This window comes from Geodermatophilus sp. SYSU D00710, assembly GCF_054050195.1.
In genome coordinates, this window is sequence record NZ_JBJGYX010000047.1 from 20,857 (window position 1) to 38,150 (window position 17,294).

Consider the following 17,294-nt stretch of genomic DNA (forward strand, 5'->3'; position numbering starts at 1 on the left):
CCTCACCGGACCGCGAGCGACCGGCGGTTGCTCGCGTGGTTGGTCACGTACGTCGTCGGCGCGATCTGCATGTAGGGCAGCCGCAGGTCGACGGTCACCTCGACGTCGACCTGCTGCCCCTCGGCCGGCGGCTCGTCGAGCGGCACGACGACGACCAGCCGGTCCTGGATGAACCACAGGACGTCCCACTGCTCCTGGAGCTCCTCGACCCCGAAGGACCGCTCCCCCAGCTCGACCCTGAGCTCGTCCTTCGGGATCTCCCGGCCCTCTACCGAGACGGCGATGTCGGTGACGCTGGACAGCCAGAGGCTGCGGTACCAGGGCACGGTCAGCGCGATGCCGAGCCCCTCGGGGCGGCGGATCAGACTGTCGTCGGTGAGGACGGTGTCGCCGGTGGCCATCAGTTGCCCGCCTTCCGCGCCTCGAACATCTCGCGGACCATCGGCTCGAGGGTCGTGGGCCACCAGTCGCCGCCGGGCACCGGTTCGCCGAACGCCTCGGGCAGCTCGAGCGTGACCTTGCCGGTGGCCGCCCACTCGCAGCCCCGGGCGAACAGGCCGCGGAACGAGGGGTGCGAGACCGCGTCCGGGCCGTGCCCGATGCCGCTGGCGAACACCCGGCCGTCGCCGTAGCGGTTGGTCCAGACGAGGGCGTGCTCCTCCCCCATCCCGGGCAGCGCGTTCCACTGCGAGGGCACCTGCGTGTAGCGGAGCGGGTTGTCCCAGCCGGTCACCAGCACCTCGACGTCCGCGTCGGGGGCCCACTGCAGGTTCACGTACAGGTCGTCGTCGTAGTGCGGCATGAACTCCGGCATGCCGGCGGTGATCGGGTGGTCGGCGACCACGTGCAGCCGGAAGTCGTCGATCGGGGCCCGGCGGCTGCAGTGCTCGCGCATGACGCCGCCGGCCATCGCCTCGAAGTCGTCCTCCCAGCCGGCGCCCATCTGCAGCGAGGCGTGGTAGACGACGACGCCCTTGCCCGCGGCGACGAAGTCGTACAGCGCCTGCTCGGCGCCGGTCCCCCAGCGCTTCTCCGGCGCCCGGCTCCACGGCTCGAAGCGGCCGAAGTAGTTGAGGACGACGAGGTCGTAGGGCTCGAGCGTCTCGGCGCTGGCGCCGCGGAACTCCTCGGTGATCCGGACGTCGAACAGTCCGGTCTCCTTGAGCAGGTCGCGGAGCATCGGCGAGATGGTCCGCCAGTCGTGGTGGATGTCGGTGTGCCCGGTGACGATCAGCGCCTTGAGCTTGTCGTCCTCCTTGAGCACCCGCTGGCCGATGTCAGGCACGGGCCGTCTCCTTCTGCGTCTCGACGAGGGGTCGCAGCTCGCGCTGCACGAGGTAGCCGGCCAGCAGCGCGCTGGCGGCAGGGTGCGGGCTCTGGTCGCTCTCGACGGCGACCCAGCCCTCGTAGTCGGCGTCGAGCAGCGCGCGGACGACCGCGGGGAAGTCGACCAGTCCCCCGTCGGCGCCCGGCTCGGCGAACCAGCGCGGGACCTCCCGCGCTCCCCCGCGCACCCGCACCGTCCAGTGCGCGTGCGGCTGCAGGTACTCCTCGGCGTCGTCGACGGCGAGGGCGTCCTTGAGCTGCACGTGCCAGAGGCGGTCGCCGTACCGCTCGATCACCGACACCGGGTCGATGCCGCCGGCGGTCAGCTCACCGGTGTCGACGGCGAGCCCGACCAGCGCCGGGTCCGTGCGGTCGAGCAGCCGGGGCACGTGGTCGCGGCGCAGCGCGGACAGGAAGTCCACGTGCAGCGCCGTCCGGATGCCGAGCCCGGCCGTCGCCCGGCCGACGGCGTCCCAGCACGCCGCGAGCCGTCCGATCGCGTCGTCGTCCAGCGGCTCGACGTCCCCGGCGCCGCCCACCGGGCGCACGAGCAGCACGGATCCGCCGAGCTCGGCGAGCGCCCCGGCGAGCTCGCCGGCGCGAGCCACCATCGCGGGTACGTCGGCCTCCGCGAGCGGGGAGAGCGGGCCGGTGAGGTGCTCCATCGAGCGCTCGGCCGGGTCCCAGTACCAGCTGGAGACGGCGTCGAGCGCGCAGCTGCGCAGGAACTCCCGGAAGCCGGCGACCGAGCCGAAGTTGGCGGCGAGCTGCTGCGGGTTGCCCAGCGGCTCCCACCGCCCGGTGCCGTAGGTCAGCTCCACGCCCTCGAAGCCCGCGATCGAGATCGTCTTCAGTGCCCGCTCGTGCTGCTCGCGGCGGACGAAGTCGTCGAACTGCGGCTTCCACTGGTTGATGGCGTACGCCCAACGGATCATCGGTAGATCTCCTCGAGGACGTTCTTCGCGTACCAGCGGGAGATCGCGGTGCTCTCGGAGTAGTCGCCGCCCTCCTTGTTGGCCTTGTCGTGCTCGACGGAGATCCAGCCGCGGTACCCGTTGTCGCGGACGGCGGTCATCATCGCGGCGAAGTCGACGAGGCCCTGGTCGGTGCCCATCTCGTAGAACCACTTGCCCGTGGTCGGCGCCATGATCTCCGAGTCGGGGCGGTGCCGGTGGTCGTCGCCGGTGGCCACGTTGCGGGTGTCCTTGAAGTGGAAGCCGCTGACCCGGTGCGCGTGCCGGTCGTACAGCGCCACCGGGTCGACGCCGGCGATGCAGTGCTGCGCGGTGTCGACGAACAGCGAGACGTACTGCGGGTCGGTGTACGAGTAGAAGGTGTCGATGTCCGGCTCGCTCTGGATGCCGCAGAAGAACTCGTGGTGGCAGGTGAGCCGCACCCCGAACCCGGCGGTGATCTCCCCGACCTTGTTCCAGCACTCCGCCGAGTACTTGAGCTTGTCCTCGGTGACCGGCTCCATGTCGTAGTAGAGCGTCGCCGGCATCACGATGATGTTGTCGAGCTCGATCTCCGACCAGCGGCCCATCGTGACCCGGAAGTCCTCGAGGACGTTCTCGTGCGTCTCCGGCAGGTGGGGCGCGTAGTTCCGGACGTCGTAGTCGGCGGCGTGGAACGTGTTCACGATCCGCTCGAGCCCGTGGTCCTGGACCATCTCCTGGTACTTCGCCGGGCCGCCGTAGTCGCCGTACATCTGCCAGATGCGGAAGTCGAACGTGTCGATCGCGTCGAACCCGACGGCCTTGATCTGCTTCAGGAACGCCGACATCGTCCTGTGCGAGTGCCACTGGTCGACCGGCCCGGACGGGCCGTTGCTCCGCCAGTGGTCCATGTACGACCACTTGATCGCGCGCTCGGTCACCCCGGTCATCGCTTGGCCACCCCCAGCACCCGCTGCAGGTACCAGCTGTTGAGCATCGCGAGCTCCGCGGGATTGCCGCCGTGGTCGCTCTCGACGACCACCCAGCCGGGGTACTCGTGCTCGCGCAGGGCGGCCACGAAGCCGGGCACGTCGACCAGGCCGCCCTCCGTGCCGAGCTCGTAGAACCAGCGCTCGATCCGCCGTCCGGCCCCGCCCTTGAGCATCGTCGACTCGGCACCGGGCATCCGGTACTCCTCGCCGGTGTCGGCGTAGCGGGTGTCCTTCAGGTGCACGTGGGTGACGCGGTCGGCGTGCTCCCGGTAGAAGGCCACCGGGTCGATGCCGCCCACGGTGAGCTCGGCGGTGTCGAGCGCGAACCCGACGGTCGCCGGATCGGTCGCGTCCAGGAGCCCGGTCAGCTCGTCCTCGGTGTGCACCGCGCCCAGGCAGTCGTAGTGCAGCGCGAGGCCGATGCCGGCGGCCGAGGTCAGCTCGCCGACCCGGTTCCACACGTCGGCGATGCGCTTGATCCCGTCGGCGTCCAGCGGCGGCGTCATCCACGCCGAGCCGACCGGGCGGACGACGAGCTGGTCGGCCCCGACGCCGGCGACGAAGTCGACGAACGGCTTGGACCACTCGACGATCGCGTCCGCGTCGGCCGGGTTGGCCGTGGAGCGGAAGGCGTAGCCCTCTTCCTCCTCCGCCAGCGCCTGCGGGTCCCAGAACACGCTGGAGACGCCCTGCACCTCCGCGCGGCGCAGGAAGTCGAGGAAGCCGGCGTGGCTGCCGTGGTTGAGCAGGATGACCTCGGGCCGGCTGATGTTGTCCCAGCGGCCGGTGCCCGAGGCGAGCTCGATGGTGTCGAAGCCGCAGGCGGCGACCGTCTTGAGTGCGCGCTGCTGGTCCTCGTGCCGGACGAAGACGTCGAGCCGCACGTTCCACTGGTTGAGGGCGTAGGCCCAGCGCAGGGTGTCCCTCATCGGGCGGCCTCCAGCTCGGCCCGGGCCTCGGCTTCCGCCTCGGCGAGGACGTTGTCGATGTACCACTTGGCGACGGCGGTCGCCTCGGCGTAGCTGCCGCCGCCGAGCTCGGCCTTGTCGTGCTCGACGGTCAGCCAGCCGTCGTAGCCGGAGCGCACGATCTCCTTCATCAGCGCCGGGAAGTCGACGAGACCGCCCTCACCCATCTCGTAGAACCAGCGCGTCACCTGCGGCGCCATCAGCTCCGGGTCCGGCGGCGTGCGGTAGGCCTCGTGCTCGTCGACGTTCCTCGTGTCCTTGAAGTGGAAGCCGGTGCAGCGGTCGGAGTGGTCGCGGAAGAGCTGCAGCGGGTCGACGCCGGCGATCGTGTGCTGCGCCGTGTCGCAGAAGAAGAAGACGAGCTCCGGGTCCGTGTAGCGGAAGAACGTGTCGAGCTGCTCGCGGGTGCGGATCGCGCCCCAGAACTCGAAGTGGCAGGTGGTCGTCATGCCCTGCTCGAGAGTCAGCGCGCCGACCCGGTTCCACAGGTCGGCGACGACCTTGATGGTGTCGTCGGTGACCGGCTCGGTCTGGTAGTGGGTCGAGGTCGGCATGACGATGAAGTTCTCGACGCCGGTCAGTCCCTCGCACATGCGCAGGGTGTTCTCGCAGTCGGCGACGATCCGGTCGTGGGTCTCCCGCACGTGCGGCGCGGTGTACCTCGTCGCCGACGGGTAGGCGGAGAAGATCCCGGTGATCTTGTCGAAGCCGTTGTCCTGCAGGAACCGCTCGAAGCCGGGCACTCCGCCGTACATCCCGGCGTAGAGCGGCAGGTAGAAGAAGAACGTGTCGAAGCCCGTGAAGCCGAGGGCCGACAGCTGCTTGACGTACCGGTCCATGTAGGCGCGGTTGAACGACGGGGGCTGCGGCCCCTGCGGCGTCTCCGTCACCCAGTGATCCATGTACGACCACTTGTTCCAGACCACGCTGGTCCCTTCGCTGGCGCGCGACCCGGAGCCTGCGAGGGGCCCGGCGCGACGGTCCGAGGAACCGGGGGCCGAGGGCCTCCGGCGGCGGCATCGGAAGCCACCTGGGGCGAGACCGCCCTGGTCGAGCAGGAGGTGTGGTGCGGGCTTGTCACCTGGTCCGATTCTGCTGTGGCGTGCGCCACGCGGGCCAGAGCGATCTGCTGATACCGCGCATCAGTCCTCGTGATGGTGACGCTGCCGCGTCGGCAGCGCGCGAGCCAGGACGGAGGCGAGGACCAGCAGACCGGCGCCCACCAGGAACGCCGTCCCGAAGCCCGCAGTCAGCGCCGTCACGTCGTCCGACCCGCCGTGCCCGGCCGCCACGGCGCTGGCCAGCGACACGAGTGCCGCCAGTCCCACGGCACTGCCCACCTGGCGGGAGGTGTTGACCAGGCCGGACGCCAGGCCGGCCCGCTCCGGCGGCAGGCCGGACATCGCGGTGACCGTCAGCGGCAGGCCCGAGGCGCCGAAACCCGCCATGGCGAGCGTGAGCGGCACCAGCACGTCGACGGCATACCTGCCCTCGACGTCGATCCCCGCGAGCCAGGCCAGCGACCCGGCCGCCACCAGGGCACCCAGCACGAAGCTGCGCCGCGGCCCGAGCACCGCCATCCAGCGCGACGCGCCCCGCGCGCCGAGGGCGATGCCGACGGCGCCCGGGGTGAGCGCGAGGCCGGCCTGGAGCGGGTCCATGCCGAGCACGCGCTGCAGGTAGAGGGCGAGGAAGAACATCGTGGTCGGCAGCAGGCCGCCGACCAGCGCGCCCAACCCGTTCGCGACGGTGACCGGCCGGACGCGGAACACGTCCAGGGGGACGACGGGCTCCGCGGCCCGGCGCTCGACGAGCACGAACAGCGCGGACGACGCCACGGCGAGGACGAGGCAGCCGAGGGTCGCCGGCGACGACCAGCCGCGCTCCTCTCCCAGGATCACCGTGCCGACGAGGGCGGCGGTCGCCGCCGTCACCGTGACCGAGCCCGGCAGGTCGAGCACTCCGCGGACGTGCCCGGGCGGCCGGCCCGGGAGTGCCCACACGGCGGCGAGGACGAGCGCGACGCCCAGCGGCACGTTGACGAAGAAGACCCAGCGCCAACTCAGCAGGCCGGTGAGCAGGCCGCCGAACACGCCGCCGAGCGCCGAGCCGGACGCTGCCGCCGCGGTGAGCAGGCTGAGCGCCTTCGCCTTCGCCCGCGCGTCCGGGAAGCCCGTGGCGACCAGGCTCAGCGTCGTCGGCACCAGCACCGCGCCTCCGACGCCCTGGACGAACCGGGCGGCGACGAGCTGCCAGCCCTCCTGCGCCAGGCCGGCCGCGAGGCTGGCCGCGCCGAACAGGGCCAGACCGGCGACGAACGCCCGCTTGCGCCCGAACAGGTCGCCCACCCGGCCGCCGAGCAGCAGGAACCCGGCGAAGGTGAGCGTGTAGCTGCTGACCACCCACTGCAGCCCCGTGGGCGACAGGCCCAGGCTCTCCTGCACCGGCGGCAGGGCCACGTTGACGATCGACGCGTCCAGGACGGCGATGAACTGCGCCGAGCACGCGACAGCGAGGACGACAGAGGGATGGCGCGGCGAAGCGGCCCCCGTGTAGGGGCCCGCCGCGAGCGTGCGAGCGGTGGGGGGCACGGGGGTCCTTACCGGAAGGTGTCCTCGAACTCCGTGTACGGCTTCGGCGGCTCGGGCTCCAGCGTCTGCGCCCGGTCGTTGGCGTAGGGGTGGTAGTCGGTCGTGGTGACCGGTTCGTCGACCGGCGGCAGGAACACCGGCACGCCGTCGTCGCCGAACCACGCCAGCTGCGAGTCGTGGCTCTCCTGGTTGTCCTTGGCGAAGGAGATCCAGTCGCGGTTGAACGGCGCGCGGGCCACCTCGTAGCAGCGGAAGTGCCAGATCCGCCACTCGCCGTCCTGCTTGACGAAGTCGACGCCGTACTTGCACCACACCCAGTGCGCCCAGACCGGCTTGCCGTCGACGTCACCGCCCGAGAACACCCACGGCGGCACGTCCTTCGCCACCTCGGGGTCCATGAGGCCGGACTCGAGGCCGGCCATGATCCAGATGCCCTTGGCCGTCTGCCCGTCGGCGCCGACCTCGATCACCGGGGTGGTCGTGTAGTGGAAGAGCAGCTTGCCGACCGGCTTGGGCCGCCCGCGGTGGTAGGCGGTCACCGACTCGTAGGTCGTGTAGAGGCCGACGTTGTTGTAGCGCGACCACATGTCCGGCGTGCCGGGCTCAGCCCAGAGCTCGTCGATGATCCGCTGGTCCTCGTAGGCGTTGTGGTAGTGCATGTAGCGGTTGAAGACGTTGTCCACCGCTCCGCGGTCCTGCGCGCGGGTGGCAGCCAGCTCGGCGGCGGTCACCCGCTCCTCGAGGGCCACGAGGCGCTGCTCCAGCGCCTGCGTCTGGTCGATCGTGGTCATGTCCTGGGTCCTGTTCTCTGGGGTCGGTCGGGGGTCGACGCGCGGGCTCAGCGGGCGCGCGGCGGTCCCCGGAACGGGCGCGGCGTGATCGACCGGCGGGAGGGGGGCATGGGCCGTCAGCCGCCGTCGGGCGCGGAGCGGCCGGCGACGTCCGGGGAGGTCGGCACGCCCCGGGACCCCTCCTGCAGCGAGCGCAGCAGCGCGTGCTGGCGCCGCACCTGGTCGCGGCCGCGGTACGGCTCACGCCGGCCCTCGTACTCGCTGGAGAGCCAGCCGTTCCAGCCCGCCCCTTCCAGGGTCGGCACGATCTCGCCCCAGGGGACGTGCAGGTCGTGCAGGTCGTCGTCGATCTCGAAGAACTTGGCCTGGATGAAGTGCGTGTGCGGCAGCACCTCGACCAGGTCGGCCATGGGCACGCGCAGCGGGCGCAGCGGCGGCGGCACGTCCTCGTCGTCGTCGGTCCCGAGGACCTCCGCGGCCTCGCGGACGGCGGCCGTCTGGAAGATCCCGGTGTCGATGAGAAGCTTGAAGTGCTCGGTGCCGGTCTTCTCGATGAAGTCGACGTACCCCTGGGTCACCGGGTGCCTGATCGGCGTCGGCGAGTGGATCTCCGGGCAGATGACGACGTCGAGCTGGGCCGCGAGGTCCAGGGACCGCTCGACGACCTGCTCCCAGATCGGGTGCGGGTCGAGGTCCCAGGAGACGACGCCGAACTTGGGCCGCACCGACGTGAAGCCGAGCTCCGCGGCCAGCCGCAGGTCGTGCTGGAGCTGCGCGGCCCCCTCCTCGGCGGTGAGGTCGCGCCCGGAGAAGCGGGTGGTGTCCACCCACGAACCGAAGTTCGTCGGCGTCAGGCCGTACTCCTCCACCAGCCCGTGCCAGCCGTCGATCCAGGCCCGGTCCGGCGTGGGATAGCCCGGCACGTTGCCCTCGCCGAGGATCTCGATGCCGGTGGCCCCGAGGTCGGCGATGTCGGCGAAGACGTCCTCGAGCGTCATCGACGTGTAGACGTCACCGGTGTAGCTGTAGGTCGAGACGCAGTACCGCAGGCCGCCGTCCGGCACCGGCGGCACGATGACGCCCGAGCCGGCGATCGCGAACTCCGACCGGCTGATCAGCGGCGGGAAGTAGGAGCGGCGCAGGTAGAGCGTCGCCTCGATGCGGTGCACGCCCACCGGCAGGCCGCCCGGCTTGGGCACCGTGATGGTCGCCGGCTCGTCGAGCTGCCAGCGGACGTCGGTCGAGGCGCGCAGCTCGTCGAGGGTGAGGGTCCGGCCCTGCAGGGTCCACAGCGGCACGTGGTCGGGGATCCGCTCGCCGTCGACGACCACCTCGATGCCGTCGAGCATGCTGGCCGGCCCGCCGCGGTAGTTCGGGTTGCGCAGCTGGAACGAGAAGCCGGTGACCCGGCCGCCGTCGGTGACGTTGCGGAAGCCGCGGCCCTGGATGATCGGGAAGTCGAGCACCGTCAGTCCTCCTTCGAGAGGTCGGCGGCCAGCGCGGTCGCGCCCCGCACGGCGAGGGCGACGCTGGTCAGCGTCGGGTTCATCGAGTTGGCGGTCGGGATCAGGCCGTTGCCGGCGAGCACCAGCCCGGGCACGCCCCAGACCCGCGAGGAGGAGTCGCAGACGCTCGTGCCGTCGTCGGTCTCGCCCATGCGGACCGTGCCCATGTAGTGGAGCGAGCTGCCGGCCGGCATCACCTTGGGCATGCCGTCGACGAACTCGCCGAGCGCGGCGGCGGCGCGGGCCTGGTGCTTGCGGGCCCGCTCGAAGTCCGCCTCCTCGACGTCGGTGAGCTCGTAGGCGATCCGGATGCCGGGCAGGCCGTTCTCGTCGGGCCGGTCGTCCTCGAAGGTGAGCCGGTCCTCCGGACGCGGCCGCTTGCGGATGCCCCAGCCCATGCCCACGTAGCCGGCCGGGTTGTCCCGGAACCGGCTGCCCTCGGGCAGCGGCGCCGGCGACACCGGGCTGTACATCATCTGGGCGGAGTACGGGTGCCGCTCCTCGTCGAACGGGATGGCCACGATGGCCCGGATCGGGTCGACCGGTCCGGTCGCCCCGTCGCGCGGCGGCAGGACGTCGGCGCGCACCGCCACCACGCCGAACAGCAGCGGGTGCTCGGTGAGGTACCGGCCGAGCGCCGCGGGACGGATGCCGGAGACCCACAGCAGCTGCGGCGTGCGCAGGGCGTCGGCGGCGAGGACGACGGCGTCGGCCCGCACCTCCTCCTCCTCGCCGGTCCGCTGGTCGCGCAGCACCGCCCCGACGGCCCGGTCGCCCTCGCGCAGCACCCGCACGCACAGCGTCTCGGCGTGCAGCGAGAACCGCGGGTCGTCGGGCACGCCGTCCAGGACGACGTCCGTTCCGCTCCACCGCAGCGACCCGTCGGGCTGCGGGTCGGCGGCCACCGGCAGCGGCCGGACGGTGATGCCGTCGGGGGCGAACTCGTCGCGGATCCGCTCGAGGATCGCCTGCGCCTGCGGCGCGCCGTCGAAGGACGGCCGGTGGACGTGCAGCAGCTCCTCGGCCCGCGCGAGGTGCTGCTCCCACTCCGCGTCGGGGATGAACGGCACCCGCTCGGGACCGGTGGGGGCGGGCGTCGCGCAGGTCCAGTGCACGCCCTGACCGCCGACGCAGGTCGCGCCGGCGGCGGCGGGCATCCCCGGCGACCCCTCGGCGGCCCGGCCGATCAGGTGCGTGCCCTGTCGGGCGGTGATCGTGCCCTCGACGACGACGCCGCCCGGGATCCCGGAGACGCCGCTCTCGTGCGACGGGCCCTGCGACGCCAGCCGCGCGGCCGCCTGCTCCTCGATGTCAGGGACGTTCTTGACGTTCATGCCGACCGGGCGGGTCACCACGGGACCGGCCTCGACCATCAGCACCTCGACGTCCCGGAGCTGTTCCAGGAGCAGCCGGGCGTAGGTGGCACCGGTCGGCCCACTGCCGACGACCAGGACGCGGGGGCTCATGCGGGTGCTCCTTCGGGGGTGGCCGCCAGTTCGGCGACGAGGGCGCGCGCGGTCAGCACGCCCAGCGCGACGGCGGTCAGGGTGGGGTTGCAGGCGGTCGCGGTCGGGATGACGTTGTTGCCGCCGACGTAGAGGTTGGCGGTGCCCCAGACCCGGCCGGTCGGGTCGCAGACGCTCGTGCCGTCGTCGGTCCGGCCCATCCGGGTGGTGCCGAGGTAGTGCAGCGAGCTGCCGGCGGGCATGACGAACGGCTCGCCCAGCGGCCGGCCGAGGGCCTGCGCCGCCCGGCGGACCTCCTCGACGGCCGCGGCGATCGCGGCCCGGTCGGCGTCGCTGAGCGCGTAGTCGATGCGGATGGCGGGCAGCCCGTGCGCGTCGGGGGCGTCCTCGTCGAACCGGACCCGGTTGTCGGGCGAGAGCTCCTTGCGGCAGAACCAGCCGAGGCCGACGACCTGGCCGCGCCGGACGGCGACGCCGGGGTCCAGCGGCACCGGCGAGGCGTCCATCTGCATGACCTGGCCGTGGAAGGGCCGGTCGGCGGCGTAGGGCACCCACGAGACGCCGGAGACGGGGACGATCGCCCCGCCGCCGGGCGCGGCGGCCGCGGTGGACGGGAGGTCGGCGTCGACGGGGGCGTCGGCGGGGACGTGCCGCTCGTCCAGGAGGGAGGCGGCCATGACCTGCGGGTGCTCGGTGAGGTAGCGGCCGAGCGCGGCCGGCCGGATGCCCGAGGCCCACAGGAGCTGCGGCGTGCGGAAGGCGTCGGCGGCGACGACGACAGCGCGGGCGGGGACCTCGTACCGCTTCCCGGAGGCGACGTCGACCGCCTCGACCCCGGTGACCCGGTCGCCGTCGCGCAGGACCCGCCGGGCCAGCGTGCCGGTGCGCAGCTCCACGTCCGGCCGGTCCCACAGGTCGCCCGCGATGATCGCCGGGCCCGTCCAGTGCAGGGAGCCGTCCTCGCCGACCGTGACCGCCACCGGCATCGGCCCGGCCGGGCGGCGGTGCGGCCGGTCGAACAGCTCGCCCAGGACCCGCTGCACCGCGCCGGTCAGCGGCGCCCGGTCGAAGGCGTGCGTCGTCACCGCCAGCAGCTCCTCGGCGCGGGTCAGCGCCTCGTCGAGCACGGCGGGGTCGACGCAGTCGGGCACCTCGTCGTCCACCGGCCGTGGGCAGGCCGCCGTCCAGTGCGCGCCCATCCCGCCGACGTTCGTCGAGATCGCCGCGTTCGGCATGGCCGGTGCCCCGACCAGCGTCGTGCCCGGCCGCGCGGGCGTGCCGCCGGGCAGTGGGCCCGGCCCCGCGGCCAGCGCCGCCAGGGCGGCGTCGCGCGCCTCGACGTCGGGGATGTTCTTCACGTGGCCGCCGGCCGGCTCGCCCAGCGCCTGCCCGGCCTCGAGCACGAGGACCCGCACGCCGGAGCCGCTGTCGGACAGCTCGCGGGCCACCGCGGTGCCGACCGGGCCCGAACCGACGACGACGACGTCGAACGGGGCGCTCATCGCGCGGCCACCGCGGGCTCGGCCTCGAGCAGCCGCTTGAGCATGTCGTGCTGGGCGCGGATCTGGTCGAAGGCGCTGTACCGGTCGCTGTAGGCGTGGGCCTCGTACTCGCTGGAGACGTAGCCGGTGTAGCCCTGCTCGCGCAGGACCCGGGCGACGGCCGGCCAGTCGATGGACGGGTCGGTGAGGCCGTCGGGGCCCTCGACGATCCCGTAGAACTTGCCGTGCACGTGCACGACGTGGGGGAAGAACTCGGCCCAGCGCTCGGGCGTCATGCGCCCGTGCATGGTGAACAGCATCTTGAGGTTGCCGATCTGGGGCGGCGTGGCGCCGGCCTCGGCGGCCCGCCGCTCCAGCTCCGGGAACTTGGCCATGGTCGGCCCCGGCTCGGCCCACAGCTGCTTCGTGAGCGCCGTGAGCTCCGGGGCTATGCCGGCGGCGCGGTGGGCGTCGTCGACGGCGTCGGGGACCGCCCGCATGCTCGCGCTCATGTCGGGGATGAAGCCCAGCCACGGGGTGTCGAGCCGGGCGAACAGCTCCGCGAGCGCGGCGACCGGCGGGGCGTCGATGGTGAGCGGGGCGTGGATCTCCACGCCGACGGCGACACCGAGCTCCTCGGCCAGCGGCAGGAGCCGCTCGAGGATCGCCGGGCCGGTCTCGATCCCCACGCGCGCCACGGGGAAGCCGAGCGCGGCCGCGCCGCGCACCTGGACGGCGACGTACTCGTGGGACTCATCGTCCGAGAGCAGCCGGCCGGGGTGCAGCCCGAGGTCGTTGTTGATCGCCAGGCACGACGGCGTCAGGCCGGAGCCGTCGATGACGCCGCGGATCTCGCGGACCTGCTCCGCGGACGGCCGAGGCCAGCCGCGCAGGCTCTGGAAGGCGACCATCTCCAGACCGGGGCCGAGGTCGCGCTCCGCGACCTCGGCCACGAGGGAGGCGAGGTCGCGGCCGGGCTCGCGCTGCTCCAGCGTCAGGCTGAACAGGGTGGTGCCGAGGCGGGGCAGCCCCGGGGCGGTGTCGGTCATCTCAGGCTCCCGCGGCGGTCAGGGTCTTGTCGGTGGCGCTCGGCGTCACCAGCGGCACCCGGTCGGGGCCGGTGAGGATGTACGGGATCGACAGCCCGAGCAGCAGTTGCACCCGGTGCTCGCGACCCGGGGCGGTGGGCACCCGGGTGTGCAGCACGACGGGATCGGTCGTGAACCAGTACTCGTCGCCCTTCTCGGCCAGCTCGGCCCAGGCGTAGCGGGAGCCGTTCACGGTCACCGACAGCGTGGCGGGGTCGATCCGCTCGCCGTCCACGGTCAGGTCGGCGCGCACCAGCGACGTCAACGGCAGCGCGCGGTACCAGTGCGAGTAGACGGCGATGTCGAGGCCGTCGGGGGTGGCGGCGAGCGAGTCCGCGCGCACCACCTGGTCGTCGAGGGGTCCCATGTCGTCTCCTCTCAGGCCGCGAGGGTCAGGCGCTTGGTGTCGCGGCCACCGCCGGGCACCGGCATGTAGGAGATGCGCAGCCGGACGGCGACGGTGACCTCGTGCTCGCCGGGCGCGAGCGGCTCGTCGGTCTCGAAGGCGAGCTGGGCCCGCTCCCCCATCTCCCACCGGTCGTCGGTGGTCCGGGGCAGCTCGGCGAACGTGTAGGTGTTGCCGTGCACCGCGAAGGTGGTGCGGTCGGCCGGCACCGGCGTGCCGTCGAGGGTGAGGTCGACGGCCTCGACCATCGACAGCGCCAGGCCGCGGTAGTACGGCATCCGCACCTCGACGACGCCGCCGGGGCGGCCGTCGTCCCGGGCCCGGAAGCCCTCCTCGCAGACGATGTACCGGTCGAACATCAGCGGGTCTCCCCCAGGAGTCGGGCGAACATGGCGTGCTGGCGTCGGACCTGCTCGACGCTGTCCACGGGGAAGGCGTCCTGGACGTGCCGGTTGCCCTCGTACTCGCTGGACAGGTGGCCGTCGAAGCCGCCCTCGACCAGCACCGGGACGATCCGGTCGTACGGGATCGAGTACTCGACGCCGTCGTCGGTCATCTCGTAGAACTTCGCCTGGACGTGCCCGACGAGGGGCATGTGCTCGAGCATCGCCTTGGGCTCGCTCCAGGTGTAGTGCGTGGCCTGGCGGGCCAGGCCCACGTCGACCGGGCCGCCGCCGCGGTAGTTGACGACGTCCATGAGGGCGTGGCTGTCGCCGTGGTCGTCGTAGGTCTTCACGATCAGGTCGACCAGCTCGGGCCGGGCGCCGTCGCGCAGCGCCCGCTCGCTGACCACGCGCGGGAAGCGCTCGACGTAGGTGCCCATGTCGGGCATGAGGCCCAGCGCCGGGGACGCGGTCCGGTACATGACCTCGAGGTGCTCGAGGATCCACGGGTGCTCGTAGTGGAAGGGCGCGTGCACCTCGAGCAGCAGCCGGACGCCCTGCTCCTCGGCGTAGGGCGCCGCCTCCTCCATGACCTCCGGCGGGGTGTTGATGATCGCCCGGACGATGCCCGCTCCCAGCCGCACCGCGATGTCGACGTCGCGGCAGACCGAGGCGACCTGCTGCTCGCGGGTCAGCCAGCGGTCGGGGTGCAGCTTGGTGTCGAGGAACAGGTCGGTGGCGACCGGCGTCGTCCCGTACCGCTCCATCCAGGCGAACCAGTCCTCGACGAACTCGTCGCTGACGACCGGGAACCCGGGGATCATCTGCTCGGGGATGATCTCGATGCCCCGGGCGCCGATCTCGCCGGCGACGCGGATGCAGTCCTCGACCGACATCGTCCGGAGGAAGTACTCCTCCTGGAACGAGTAGAGGCTGACGCCCCGCTTGATCTGGTGTGCCGGTGTGCTCACGGGATCCCTCCCGGTCAGGCGGTCGCCGCGGCCAGCCGCGGGGACCGCGGGGCGATGGCCTGCCCGGTGGCCAGGTCGAAGAAGTGCAGCGCCGACGGCGGGACGGCGAACTGCGCGCGGGTGCCCTCGCGGACGGCCGCGGTCCCGGGCAGCCGGGCGTGCAGGACCGAGCCGGAGCCCAGGGCCCGCAGGTCCTCGGCGGCGGCCTGGTCGATGTCGGCGGCGATCTCCAGGGTCGCCTCGGTGACGACCGGGTCGGCGTCGACGCGGAGGTGGACCAGCTTCTCCGGCGGCAGGTTCTCCACGAGCGCGACGTCGGCGGTCAGCCGCGGCCACGAGGGGTCGGCACCGGCCGGCTCGCGCAGCGCCTCCGGCCGCAGCCCGAGGGCGACCGGCGTGGCGTCCGCCCCGGCGAGCGCCGGGTGGGCGTCGAGGGCCCCGGCCGGCAGCACGAGCCGCTGGGAGCCGAACACGATCTCGGCGCCGGCCGGTGTCCGGGTCACGGTGGCGCGCAGGACGTTCATCGGCGGGGAGCCGATGAACTCGGCGACGAACAGGTTGGCCGGGGACTCGTAGAGCTCGTCCGGGGTCCCCAGCTGCTGGAGCACGCCCTTGCGGAGCACGGCGATCCGGTCGCCCATCGTCATGGCCTCGACCTGGTCGTGGGTGACGTAGAGCGTGGTGGTGCGGTACTCGCGCTGCAGGCTGCGGATCTCGGCGCGCATCTGCCCGCGGAGCTTGGCGTCGAGGTTGGACAGCGGCTCGTCCATGAGGAAGGCCTGTGGCTGGCGGACGATCGCCCGGCCCATGGCCACCCGCTGCCGCTGCCCGCCGGAGAGCGCCTTGGGCCTGCGGTCGAGCAGCTCGGTCAGGCCGAGGGCGTCGGCTGCCCGGTCCACCCGCTGCCTGACCTCGCCCTTGGCGAGGCCGGCGCAGTGCAGCGGGAAGGCGATGTTCTCCCGCACCGACATGTGCGGGTAGAGCGCGTAGCTCTGGAAGACCATCGCGATGTCGCGCTGCGAGGGGTGCACCTCGTTGACGACGCGGTCGCCGATGAGCAGCCGGCCGTCGGAGATCTCCTCCAGGCCCGCGGCCATGCGCAGCGCCGTCGTCTTGCCGCAGCCGGAGGGGCCGACGAGGACGAGGAACTCGCCGTCGGCGATGGCCAGGTCCAGCTCCGAGACGGCCTGGGTCCCGTCCGGGTACCGCTTGGTGATGCGGTCGTAGGTGATCGATGCCATGACAGCTCCTGGGGTGGGGGCTCAGGTCGGGGAGGCGGTGCGGGTGCGGACGTCGACCCAGCCCGGGAGCTCCCAGGGCCGGGTGAGGGCCTCCCGGAGCCGGTCGGCGAGGTCGGCGGGGTCGGGCAGCGGGGAGCTGCGGCCGTCGGGACGGCGGTAGACGCGGCAGGTCAGGGCCGGCGGGGTGTCGACGGGGAACAGGTCCCGGCCGCCGACCCGGACGGTGGGCGACCCCGGGAAGCCGAGCCGGGCGGCCTCGTCGCGGGTGCGGACCTCGCGCTCGACGACGTGCACCTCGCCGCGGCCGAGGTCGTCGAGGACCCTCCGGAGGAGGTCGGCGGCCTGCCCGCGGGACGGGCAGCCGGCCCACCACAGCAGCTCCACCCGCCACTTGATCGAGCAGCCGGCCGGCGAGGTGACCGGCCGGGCGACCGGGCGGCCGGCGAGCACGTCGTCGAGGGCGGCGCGCAGCCAGGCCGCGTCCTGCGCCGGGTCGTCGTGGTCGCCGTCGGGGGCGCCGTGGTACCGGATCACGCCGTCCCGGTCGACGACGAAGACCTCCGGCGTGGCCGTCGCGCCGTAGGCCCGCACCACCGCCTGCCCGGCGTCGCGCAGGAAGGGGCCGGCGAGCTCGCCGGCCGCGACGCGCTGCCGCATGCCCTCGAGGGAGTCCTCCGGGTGGTCGGTCTCGTCGTTGCTCACGACCTGGAGCACGGCGACGTCGCGGCCGGCGTAGGCGCGGGCGACGTCCTGGACGCGGTCGTGCCAGGCGCGGGCGAACGGGCAGCCGTTGGCGGTGAAGACGACGACGGTCGCGGCGTGGGCACCCGGGTCGAGCCGGACCGCCCCGGCCTCGGTGTCCGGGAGCGCGAACGACGGCGCGGGGTCGCCGACGGTCGGCCGGCTGTCGCCGCGGGGGCGATCGCTCATCGGGACTCCTCCGGTGGGGGTCACGTCCGTGACCTGGGTCGTGGACTTCCTCCGGACGTCGGAGGAAGTAGGTGGCGCGGGTGCCTGTCCGTGCCGGTGGACGGCATCGGCGGGGGTGGTGGGGGGGGGGGGGGGGGGGGGGGGGGGGGGGGGGGGGGGGGGGGGGGGGGGGGGGGGGGGGGGGGGGGGGGGGGGGGGGGGGGGGGGGGGGGGGGGGGGG

The 17,294-nt window shown here is 73.1% G+C and carries 17 protein-coding genes; all 17 read right to left on the reverse strand.

All coding sequences use genetic code 11. The annotated features are described in order from the left end of the window. Positions 1-2: 2 nt before the first annotated feature. The gene (locus ACI78U_RS18505) at positions 3-401 is read right to left on the reverse strand and encodes a C-glycoside deglycosidase beta subunit domain-containing protein (RefSeq protein WP_456876852.1); all 399 of its coding nucleotides are present in this window, start codon (positions 399-401) and stop codon (positions 3-5) included. Continuing rightward, complete coding sequence (locus ACI78U_RS18510) at positions 401-1,285, reverse strand: ThuA domain-containing protein (protein ID WP_456876853.1); 885 nt, start codon at positions 1,283-1,285, stop codon at positions 401-403. Before ACI78U_RS18510 ends, ACI78U_RS18505 begins: the two co-directional genes overlap by 1 nt. Next, complete coding sequence (locus ACI78U_RS18515; protein ID WP_456876854.1) at positions 1,278-2,261, reverse strand: sugar phosphate isomerase/epimerase family protein; 984 nt, start codon at positions 2,259-2,261, stop codon at positions 1,278-1,280. The genes ACI78U_RS18510 and ACI78U_RS18515 overlap by 8 nt, the downstream gene beginning before the upstream one ends. Then, positions 2,258-3,211, reverse strand: coding sequence for a sugar phosphate isomerase/epimerase family protein (locus ACI78U_RS18520; RefSeq protein WP_456876855.1), 954 nt, complete (start codon positions 3,209-3,211; stop codon positions 2,258-2,260). Before ACI78U_RS18520 ends, ACI78U_RS18515 begins: the two co-directional genes overlap by 4 nt. Further along, positions 3,208-4,182: a sugar phosphate isomerase/epimerase family protein gene (locus tag ACI78U_RS18525; RefSeq protein WP_456876856.1), complete on the reverse strand. Its 975-nt coding sequence runs from the start codon at positions 4,180-4,182 to the stop codon at positions 3,208-3,210. The genes ACI78U_RS18520 and ACI78U_RS18525 overlap by 4 nt, the downstream gene beginning before the upstream one ends. After that, on the reverse strand, positions 4,179-5,111 hold the full coding sequence (locus ACI78U_RS18530; protein ID WP_456876857.1) for a sugar phosphate isomerase/epimerase family protein: 933 nt from the start codon (positions 5,109-5,111) through the stop codon (positions 4,179-4,181). The genes ACI78U_RS18525 and ACI78U_RS18530 overlap by 4 nt, the downstream gene beginning before the upstream one ends. Before the next feature lie 252 nt (positions 5,112-5,363). Then, positions 5,364-6,812 carry an MFS transporter gene (locus tag ACI78U_RS18535; protein WP_456876858.1) on the reverse strand — a complete coding sequence of 483 codons (1,449 nt, stop codon included), beginning with the start codon at positions 6,810-6,812 and terminating at the stop codon, positions 5,364-5,366. An 8-nt stretch (positions 6,813-6,820) separates the two neighbouring features. Continuing rightward, the gene (locus ACI78U_RS18540; RefSeq protein WP_456876859.1) at positions 6,821-7,603 is read right to left on the reverse strand and encodes a nuclear transport factor 2 family protein; all 783 of its coding nucleotides are present in this window, start codon (positions 7,601-7,603) and stop codon (positions 6,821-6,823) included. Between the two features lie 116 nt (positions 7,604-7,719). Continuing rightward, complete coding sequence (locus tag ACI78U_RS18545; RefSeq protein ID WP_456876860.1) at positions 7,720-9,069, reverse strand: C-glycoside deglycosidase beta subunit domain-containing protein; 1,350 nt, start codon at positions 9,067-9,069, stop codon at positions 7,720-7,722. A gap of 2 nt (positions 9,070-9,071) precedes the next feature. Beyond that, positions 9,072-10,574 carry a GMC oxidoreductase gene (locus tag ACI78U_RS18550; protein WP_456876861.1) on the reverse strand — a complete coding sequence of 501 codons (1,503 nt, stop codon included), beginning with the start codon at positions 10,572-10,574 and terminating at the stop codon, positions 9,072-9,074. Further along, a complete protein-coding gene (locus ACI78U_RS18555; protein ID WP_456876862.1) occupies positions 10,571-12,076 on the reverse strand; it encodes a GMC oxidoreductase in 1,506 nt (501 codons plus the stop codon). Before ACI78U_RS18555 ends, ACI78U_RS18550 begins: the two co-directional genes overlap by 4 nt. Continuing rightward, complete coding sequence (locus ACI78U_RS18560; protein ID WP_456876863.1) at positions 12,073-13,104, reverse strand: sugar phosphate isomerase/epimerase family protein; 1,032 nt, start codon at positions 13,102-13,104, stop codon at positions 12,073-12,075. The genes ACI78U_RS18555 and ACI78U_RS18560 overlap by 4 nt, the downstream gene beginning before the upstream one ends. Before the next feature lies 1 nt (position 13,105). Continuing rightward, on the reverse strand, positions 13,106-13,510 hold the full coding sequence (locus tag ACI78U_RS18565) for a C-glycoside deglycosidase beta subunit domain-containing protein (RefSeq protein WP_456876864.1): 405 nt from the start codon (positions 13,508-13,510) through the stop codon (positions 13,106-13,108). 11 nt (positions 13,511-13,521) lie between these two features. Further along, positions 13,522-13,908 carry a C-glycoside deglycosidase beta subunit domain-containing protein gene (locus ACI78U_RS18570; protein WP_456876865.1) on the reverse strand — a complete coding sequence of 129 codons (387 nt, stop codon included), beginning with the start codon at positions 13,906-13,908 and terminating at the stop codon, positions 13,522-13,524. Continuing rightward, positions 13,908-14,903 (reverse strand): sugar phosphate isomerase/epimerase family protein, encoded by a 996-nt coding sequence (locus ACI78U_RS18575; RefSeq protein ID WP_456876866.1) that lies wholly within the window; start codon positions 14,901-14,903, stop codon positions 13,908-13,910. The genes ACI78U_RS18570 and ACI78U_RS18575 overlap by 1 nt, the downstream gene beginning before the upstream one ends. A 14-nt stretch (positions 14,904-14,917) precedes the next feature. Continuing rightward, on the reverse strand, positions 14,918-16,144 hold the full coding sequence (locus tag ACI78U_RS18580) for an ABC transporter ATP-binding protein (RefSeq protein WP_456876867.1): 1,227 nt from the start codon (positions 16,142-16,144) through the stop codon (positions 14,918-14,920). 21 nt (positions 16,145-16,165) lie between these two features. Further along, positions 16,166-17,074 carry a thioredoxin family protein gene (locus ACI78U_RS18585; RefSeq protein ID WP_456876868.1) on the reverse strand — a complete coding sequence of 303 codons (909 nt, stop codon included), beginning with the start codon at positions 17,072-17,074 and terminating at the stop codon, positions 16,166-16,168. Positions 17,075-17,294 lie beyond the last annotated feature (220 nt).